The 7,927-nt window shown below is 65.6% G+C and carries 8 protein-coding genes and 3 pseudogenes; 2 read left to right on the forward strand and 9 right to left on the reverse strand.

Going from position 1 to position 7,927, the window contains the following annotated elements; translation table 11 throughout:
* Positions 1-405, reverse strand: a 405-nt coding sequence (locus ACFQEU_RS08345) for a molybdenum cofactor guanylyltransferase (protein ID WP_379781110.1), incomplete at its 3' end; no start/stop codon positions are given.
* A gap of 127 nt (positions 406-532) precedes the next feature.
* Here ACFQEU_RS08345 and pdxS point away from each other — a divergent pair.
* The gene (gene pdxS / locus ACFQEU_RS08350; protein WP_379781112.1) at positions 533-1,441 is read left to right on the forward strand and encodes a pyridoxal 5'-phosphate synthase lyase subunit PdxS; all 909 of its coding nucleotides are present in this window, start codon (positions 533-535) and stop codon (positions 1,439-1,441) included.
* Between the two features lie 79 nt (positions 1,442-1,520).
* On the opposite strand, the pseudogene ACFQEU_RS08355 reads toward pdxS, so the two are convergent.
* The 7 genes and pseudogenes from ACFQEU_RS08355 to ACFQEU_RS08385 form a co-directional block, all read right to left on the reverse strand.
* Positions 1,521-1,940: pseudogene (locus ACFQEU_RS08355) on the reverse strand (cobalt-factor II C(20)-methyltransferase); the annotation flags it as partial.
* A gap of 46 nt (positions 1,941-1,986) precedes the next feature.
* Positions 1,987-3,261 carry an RNA-guided endonuclease InsQ/TnpB family protein gene (locus ACFQEU_RS08360; RefSeq protein WP_379781114.1) on the reverse strand — a complete coding sequence of 425 codons (1,275 nt, stop codon included), beginning with the start codon at positions 3,259-3,261 and terminating at the stop codon, positions 1,987-1,989.
* Positions 3,258-3,689 (reverse strand): IS200/IS605 family transposase, encoded by a 432-nt coding sequence (tnpA, locus tag ACFQEU_RS08365; RefSeq protein WP_379781116.1) that lies wholly within the window; start codon positions 3,687-3,689, stop codon positions 3,258-3,260. The genes ACFQEU_RS08360 and tnpA overlap by 4 nt, the downstream gene beginning before the upstream one ends.
* Before the next feature lie 131 nt (positions 3,690-3,820).
* Positions 3,821-4,084, reverse strand: a pseudogene (locus ACFQEU_RS08370) (SAM-dependent methyltransferase); the annotation flags it as partial.
* Entirely contained in the window at positions 4,081-4,644 is a 564-nt protein-coding gene (locus ACFQEU_RS08375; RefSeq protein ID WP_379781118.1) for a MogA/MoaB family molybdenum cofactor biosynthesis protein, read from the reverse strand. The gene ACFQEU_RS08375 and the pseudogene ACFQEU_RS08370, both read right to left, overlap by 4 nt.
* Positions 4,641-5,954 carry a CobW family GTP-binding protein gene (locus tag ACFQEU_RS08380; RefSeq protein WP_379781121.1) on the reverse strand — a complete coding sequence of 438 codons (1,314 nt, stop codon included), beginning with the start codon at positions 5,952-5,954 and terminating at the stop codon, positions 4,641-4,643. The genes ACFQEU_RS08375 and ACFQEU_RS08380 overlap by 4 nt, the downstream gene beginning before the upstream one ends.
* A 1-nt stretch (position 5,955) precedes the next feature.
* The gene (locus tag ACFQEU_RS08385; RefSeq protein ID WP_379781123.1) at positions 5,956-7,164 is read right to left on the reverse strand and encodes a GTP-binding protein; all 1,209 of its coding nucleotides are present in this window, start codon (positions 7,162-7,164) and stop codon (positions 5,956-5,958) included.
* 99 nt (positions 7,165-7,263) lie between these two features.
* On the opposite strand from ACFQEU_RS08385, the gene ACFQEU_RS08390 reads away from it, so the two are divergent.
* The gene (locus tag ACFQEU_RS08390; protein ID WP_379781125.1) at positions 7,264-7,671 is read left to right on the forward strand and encodes a CopG family ribbon-helix-helix protein; all 408 of its coding nucleotides are present in this window, start codon (positions 7,264-7,266) and stop codon (positions 7,669-7,671) included.
* Positions 7,672-7,772: 101 nt separating this feature from the next.
* On the opposite strand, the pseudogene ACFQEU_RS08395 reads toward ACFQEU_RS08390, so the two are convergent.
* Positions 7,773-7,927: pseudogene (locus ACFQEU_RS08395) on the reverse strand (homoserine kinase); the annotation flags it as partial.

Below are 7,927 nucleotides of genomic sequence, written 5' to 3' on the forward strand. Positions count from 1 at the left end.
GGCGTCCGCGAGCAGCGTCGCGGCGAACGCCGGATCGACGAACGGCATGTCGCAGGCGACGACGAAGACGTACTCGCCGGGGGCTGCCCGGCACGCGTTTTGGATCCCGGCCACGGGCCCCTGGTCGGTGTCGTCGTCGATCGCCCAGCGGATCGGGAGCGAGACCCCCTCCATCGCCGCCCCGATGGCGTCGCGCTGGTCGGGGCGGCAGTTCACCACCACGTCGTCCACCACCGGATCACCCCCGGCGGCCCGCGCCGCGCCCGGCGGAACGGGGTCGTCGACGCCAGCGAGCCGATTCGTGACCCGCCGGATCATCGGCACCCCGCAGAGCTCGGCGACGGACTTGTCGGCGTCGCCGAACCGGGTCGAGCGTCCGCCGGCGATGACGGCACCGGTAACCATACGTCGACCCTGAACGCGGATCGACTTCGCGTTTGTGGTCCCGCGTTGCGGATCCGGGAACCGGCGCTATCGACGTTCGCCCCGCCGAAAGCGACCCGTTAAGTGGCCGGCGACCCTACCGATCGACATGCCAGAGGCAACGGATCTGGAGGAGCTGAAGCGGGGGACCGAACTGGTTAAGCGCGGCTTCGCGCGGATGCAGAAGGGCGGCGTCATCATGGACGTCGTCAACCGGGAACAGGCCCGCATCGCCGAGGACGCCGGCGCGGTCGCGGTGATGGTCCTCGAGAACGTGCCGGCGGACATCCGCAAACGCGGCGGGGTCGCACGGATGCCGGACCCGGAGCGTGTTCCCGAGGTGATCGACGAGGTGTCGATCCCGGTAATGGGTAAATCTCGGATCGGCCACCGCAAGGAGGCGGAGATCCTCGAAGCGCTCGGCGTCGACATGATCGACGAGAGCGAGGTGCTCACCCCCGCCGACGACGAGTACCACACGGACAAACGCGACTTCTCGTCGCCGTTCGTCTGTGGGGCCCGGAACCTCCCCGAGGCGCTCCGGCGGATCCACGAGGGCGCGGCGATGATCCGGACGAAGGGCGAGGCCGGCACCGGCGACGTGAACCAGGCCGTCAAACACCAGCGGACGATCAAACACCAGATCCGGACGCTCACCGGTCTCAACTACGAGGAGCGCGAGAAGTGGGCCCGCGAGCACGGCGCGCCGCGCGACCTGGTCCACGAGACGGCCGATGCCGGCCGGCTCCCGGTCGTCAACTTCGCGGCCGGCGGGATCGCGACGCCCGCCGACGCCGCGCTCATGATGTACCACGGCTGTGACGGCATCTTCGTCGGATCCGGGATCTTCGGCGCGGAGGACCCAGTCCGGATGGGCGAGGCGATCGTCGAGGCCGTCAACAACTGGGACGACGCCGACGAGCTCGCGCGGATCGCCAGCGGCACCGGCAAGGGGATGAAAGGCCAGTCGAACGCCGACATGCCCGAAGAGGAGAAGCTGCAGGGTCGCGGCGTCTAAGCTGCGGGACACCGTATCCGGCTGAACGGGGTCGTCGACTCGCCGAGAGGACACGCCTGTCGACGCCCACGAGAGACGGTCACGCGAACAGCGAGTGTCCGTCGTCTACCTCCGATTTCTCCGCGTACGCGACCGTGTAGTAGTCCCGGTCGGCGAGCGTCGACGGATCCCGAGTCACAGTCGTCTCCACGTCAGACATGAACAGCCGACGACCGTAGACGACGTCGTAGCCGGCGTTGACGAGTTTCCGATGTGTCGTCGGCACGTCGGTCACCTTGAACAGCACCATCCGGTCGGGGCCGGCCGGGGCGTCGCCGTCCGCGGCCTCCCGGAGCGTCAGCTCCGACCCCACCGTGATCTCGACGTCGAACGCGCTGGTGAAGGCCGTCACCGTCGAGACGCCCGGAACGACCTCGACGGCGACCGCCGGGTGGAACCGGTCGAGCGCCCGTCGGAGGTGTCCGAACGTCGAGTACACGTTTGGGTCGCCGAGCTTGACATCCTCCCCGCGCTGAGGCGCGAGGATTCCTCCGTTGGGGGTTCGGCTACCGACCCACGGAGGCAACTTGCGGGTTCGTGCGCACTTCTTTGGGACTTTCATGAGGGTATGGTTTCCCCGACCAGTCGTGGTCGTCCCACTCGAATCGCACGGGCCGTGCCATCGGCCTGACTTCGCTATCGCTGTTTTCTCGAAGGAACGTCTCTGACGCCGTGAGGTCGGCGTGCCCCTCGAAGCCACATGGACAGGTCAGCGTATCCTCGTGGCGAACCGTCTCCTCGTGGTCGCCACACTCGGGACACGTCTGACTCGTCCACGCTTCCGACTCGGCTTCGAGAGAGATACCGTACTCCTCACAGACACACGCGAGACGGTGGCTGAACTTCTTGAACGCCCAGAAGTTGTGTGTCTTCTCGTTCACCCTGACCGACCAGTGCGTTTTCAGCACGTCGGTCAAGTCGCCCACGTACACCGTCGCCACGCCCTCGTCATACAGCCGTTCAACGAGGTCACGTACCAGCGCGTTCTGTGCGTGGTCACGGCGCTTCGTCCGCTGTCGGTACAGCCGTCGAATCCGATTCGAGGAGTAGCGCCCCTCACGGAGTTTTGACTGTAGGCGGGCGATTTCGTCAGTCGTCTCGCGGAACCGTCCGAACAACTCGCGTCCATCGTAGAGGTACTGGTTCCCAGTAGTCGTGGAACAGGCGACGAGATTGTTTGCGCCAACGTCGAGGGCGGCTTCGTGAGAAGCCAGTGGTGAATCCAGTCGAGAATCAGGTACGGTGACTGGTTGAAAAGCCCTGAACGTGTCGCTCACTTCGTCGTACTCAAGTTCCAGACGACCTTGTTTGCCGTCCCACTTCGGGTTGCCTCGGACTTCGAGGCGGAGTCGTTCGTGGTAGCCGAGTCCGTATTCGTCTTTCAGTTCTTGCCCGACAGGGATTTCGAGACGGCTACGCTTGCCCCACTGAATCGTGTACTGGTTGCATCGGATGTAGGTGCGGAGTTCGCGTCCGTCTTCCTCGTTGCCCCAGTACGACGGTGGGTTGGCGTACTCGCCTTTCTCCTTGAGGGCGAAGAACGACCGCCACGCTTCGCTGTTCTTGCGCGTGACCTGTTGGACAGTCGCGCTTCCGACGACACCGTTGTACTGTCCACGGTACTCGGAGGTGTCCCATACGTCGCCGTCACCGAAGTAGTTCTGACGACGTTCGTAGGTCAGTTCGTTCCACAGGGAGGCAGAGGCGTCGAGTAGCCGCAGAAGACACTCTTTGTCGTTCTCGGTCTGTGGAACCACCTCGAAGGTGTTGACGCGCTTCATTCGTCGCCACCTTCCTGTTCAGCGATGTACTGTTCGACAGCGCCCTTTGAGGCACTACCCGCCGTACCGACGTAGTACGAACGAGTCCACTTCACGCGGTCGTCGTAGCGTTGATTGTACTTCCGCGCCGAGATGCCCTTGACCCAGTTGACGATGAGTGACGGGGCGTTCTTCGGCGGACTCCCGATGAACAGGTGTACGTGGTCGGGCATGACCTCGCACTCGGCCAGTTCGAGGCCCTTGTCCTCACAGATTTCCGCGAAGATGGTTTCGAGACGTTCCTTCGTCTTCCCCGTCAGGTACGAACGCCGATACTGAGCGGAACCCTGTTCCGCGAGGTCAGCGGGACCTTCGGTCCCGCCCGATTTCGGCACGAACACTATGTGGTAGTAGAGTTCGTATTTCGCGTGACGGGTACTCTTTACCATCTATGTATACTATGACGGTCGGACGCCTTAAAGATCACATTGGAACCCCGCCCGTGCCATCGTTGGCGGTTGAATACTATTGGTCGGCTTCATCCCCGCCCTGAAGGGCGAGGCTTTCGCCTCGAATTTTCCGTAACGAACGCCGCCTGCTCGTCGCGGGCGGTCGACGCGACCGTGTCAGCCGCCGACTTCCAAGCGGTCCGAAGCTCGTCCTCGTCACGGGTCATTGGGAACTCGAGGTCGCTCAGCGTCTCGTCGTCGACGTACGACCCGGCGACACGACGGGAGAGGCGGCCGGGCGTGTAAACCACGTCGGCGGCCTCGAGGAGCCGACGACCGCGAACGGTGAGGAGTTCGGGGTCGCCCGGGCCGAGCCCGATACCGTACAGCGTCACGGTTCACCCTCGTCGTCGAACCGGTGTCGCGTCGCGAGGCCGGCGATGTGCGGAGCTTCGGGCAGGACGAGCGCCGTCAGTCCCGTTCGGACGGCGGCTCGGCTCCCCGGGAGACAGAACACGGGCGTGCCGGCCACGATCCCGCCGGTCGCCCGAGACGCCATGGCTCGGTGGCCGATCTCCTCGTAGGACACCTGTCGAAAGCACTCGCCGAACCCCGGGATGTCGCGCTCGAAGAGCCCCGAACAGGCGGCGGGCGTCACGTCGTCGATGGTCATCCCGGTGCCGCCAGTCGTGACGACACAGTCGACGTCGTCGCGGCCCGCCAGCCGGTCCACGGTTCCACGGATCGCCGAGAAGTCGTCGGACACCAGCTCGCGGGCGGTCACCCGGTTTTCGGAGTCGCGTATCAGCGCTGCGGCGGCGTCGCCGCCCGGGTCGTCCTCAAGCGTTCGCGACGAGGAGACGGTGACGACGGCGACACACAGCGGGTCGACGACCGCGTGGCCGTCCTCGTCGACTCCACGCCGATCCGCGGGGCTGGGGAGGTCGTCGTTCATAGCTGGACCGCCGTCCCGTCCTCGTTCGGGAACGGGTTGGCGAGCCCTTCGGTTTCGGGATCCGGGTCGGCATCCGTGAGGAGACACGAGTCGAGGAGCGTCACGACCGCGTCTCTGTCGACGTCGCGGCCGATTATCGCGAGCTCGGTTTTCCGGTCGCCGTATCGGTCGTCCCAGTCCACCGATCGACCGCGTCGGTAGCGCTCCCGATGGCTGTCTGGGAGGGAAGCGATCCACCGGCCGGCGACCTCGACGCGGGTCCGTTGGCCCGCCCGGGAGAGCGTGAGCGCGTGATCACCCCGGCCGGCGACGTGGAGGTAGCCCTTCGCACGGACGACGCTCGACGGGAGGTCGGCGACGGCGTCCGCGAGACGTCCGGGATGCATCGGCCGTCTGCGCTGGTAGACGAACGAGTCGATCCCGTACACTGCCGGCGGATGCTCGTGGTCGTGATCTCCCGGCTCGTCATCGTGGTCGTGATCGTCGGACTCCTGGTCGTGATCGCCCGGCTCGCTTCCACGTTCGGGGGCGTGATCGTCCGACCCATCGCCGTGCTCGGGGTCGTCACCGGCGTGACCCGCGCCGTCGTCCGTCGAGCCGCCGTGTGCCCGATGGTGATCGAGCGCTCGCCTCCAGCTCGCGGAGCCGGCGACCGCCTCGGGGTCGAACCGACTCGTTCCGAGGACGTCAGCCGGATCGACACGGCCGAACGCGGTCTCGAACATCGTCGCCGCCGGCTGCACCGCTCGGATCATCTCACGGACCTCGTCCAGCTCCGCGTCGGTCACCAGATCGGTCTTGTTGATGACGAGGGTGTCACAGAACTCGACGCCGTCGAGCACGAGCTCGGAGAGCGGGCGATCACCCGCGTCCGTGTCGTCGCGACGCTCGACGCCACCCGTTCGGAACGTGTCGTAGAACCGTCGCGCATCGACGACGGTCGTGACGCTGCTGACGTCGTAGAACGTGGAGGCGTGGCCGGCGACGAACTGCCGAGCGACGGGTGCCGGCTCGGAGATCCCGGAGGGTTCGACGAGGAGGTAGTCGAACTCGTGGTTCAGGGCGAGATCGATGATCGCGGACTCGAACTCCCCCCGCATGCCACAACAGATACAGCCGTTCGAGAGCTCGACGGTCTCGCCCGTCCGTTCGACCCGACGCCGTACCAGCTCCGCGTCGACGTTGATCTCGCCCATGTCGTTGACGAGGACTGCCACCTCGTGACCGTGGTCCGCGGAGAGAACATCGTTCAGCAGCGTCGTCTTGCCCGCACCGAGCGTCCCGGACAGTACCGTAACGGGAACCGTCATCTCAGTCGTCGGCGAGCGCCAGCTCCCGCTGGTCCTCGTCGCCGAACGGGTCGGGATACCGATCCCAGTTCTCGTTCAGCTCCTCGTCGGTCAACAGGCAATCCTCCAGCCACGCTTCGAGCTCCGACCGATCGAACTCGCGGCCGATGAACACCAGCTCGACACCACGGTCGCCCCAGCGGTCGTCCCACTCCTCTTCGAGATCCGGCATCGTCTGGAGGTATCGCTGCTGTTGTTGTGGCGGGAGGGTAGCGATCCACCGGCCTTTCGGCCCGGCGCGAACCGACTGCCCGGCCTTGTCGAGTCCCATTGCGACGTCCTCGCGGCCGGCGGACCAGAAGAACCCCTTCGCACGAATGACTGCCGACGGGAGGTTCTCGAAGAGCTCCGCGATCCGCTCCGGGTGGAGCGGGCGGTCCGCCCGGAAGACGAACGACTCGACGCCGTGTTCGGCGGCGGCGTCGTCGTGGTGATGGCCGTGTTCGAGCTCGTGTCGCCAGCCGGCGGAGCGTTTCGCCTCCTCGAAGTCGAACCGGCCGGTGTCGAGGATCGTCGACGGCTCGACGCGTCCGAACTCGGTTCGGACGACCTCGGCGCGGGGCTGTAACGTCCCGAGAACGGCCTCGATCTCGTCGAGCTCGTCGTCGGGGACGAGATCGCACTTGTTGAGAAGCAGGACGTCACAGAACTCGATCTGGTCCATGAGCACCTCCTCGGGGACCCGGTCCGTTCCCGTGGCCGCGTCGTCGTCGGCCAGCGCGCGTCCCGAGTCGAACCCCTCGTACATCGCGTGGGCGTCGACGACCGAGACCATCGTGTCGAGGTGGAAGTCCTCGGTCGGGTCGTAGTCGGCGTCCTCGTAGCCGAGTACGAACGTCTGTGCGACTGGGATCGGCTCGGAGATGCCCGACGACTCGATCAGCAGGTAGTCGAAATCGCGGTTCTCTGCGAGCGCGCCGACCGCCTCGAGCATGTCGCCGCGGAGCCGACAGCAGATGCAGCCGTTGGACATCTCGATGATCTCCTCGTCGGTCTGTGAGAGCTCCGACTGCTGTTCGATATGGTCGGCGTCGACGTTTACCTCGCCCATATCGTTGATCAGGACCGCGACCTCGTAGCCGTGGTCCGCGGTCAACACGTGGTTCAGCGTCGTCGTCTTGCCCGCGCCGAGCGCGCCGGACAGTACCGTGACTGGAATAGTGTCGCTCATCACGAATAGTTAGTAACTGAGAGTATAAAGTTGTTAGTTATTACGAAATAACTAATTGATCATAACAACACCTATCAACGAAGGCGGCCGATCGAGCGTATGCCAGTCGTTAGCGTTTCCATGCCCGAGAGTCTCCTGAACGAGCTCGACGACTTCATCGAGGATCACGGCTACAGCGGGCGAAGCGAGGCCGTTCGGGAGGGCGCACGTGGGCTGATCGACGAGTTCGACATGGCCGAGTTCGACGGGGAGGTCGCGTGTATGATCGCCGCACGGTTCGAGCACGATTCGACCGCGGAAGCGTCGCTCTCGGAGCTCCGCCACGCACACGCTGAGCTCGTGACCTCGAGCGTACACAGCCACGCCGGCGGGGCCTGTCTCGAGCTGTTCGTCGTCGAGGGGTCCATCGACACGATCTCCGCGTACGTGGCCCGGATCCGGGCCGTCAACGGCGTGAACACGGTCGAATACTCGGTTCTAGAGTCGACCGAACGGGCTATCGCATAACCGGTCGGCGCACCCATCGACTACCGCGACCGGAGGCCCCCGGGTTCCCGTCACCGCTCCCCCATCGCTCTGCGTCGCTACTCCTCTTCGTTCGTCCCCCGTCAGCGCTCGTGGTCCGCGAGAACGGTCGCGCCGCGACCGATGCGGGTCTGGTACGCGCGGGCCTCGATCCCGGCATCGGCGAAGGCGTCGAGCATGGCGGCGGCGATCGCCCGTCGGCGGTCCTTCCGGCATGCGGCGACGATCGCAGGGCCGG

The organism is Halorubrum tibetense, from assembly GCF_042661865.1.
GTDB classification, from domain to species: Archaea; Halobacteriota; Halobacteria; order Halobacteriales; family Haloferacaceae; genus Halorubrum; species Halorubrum tibetense.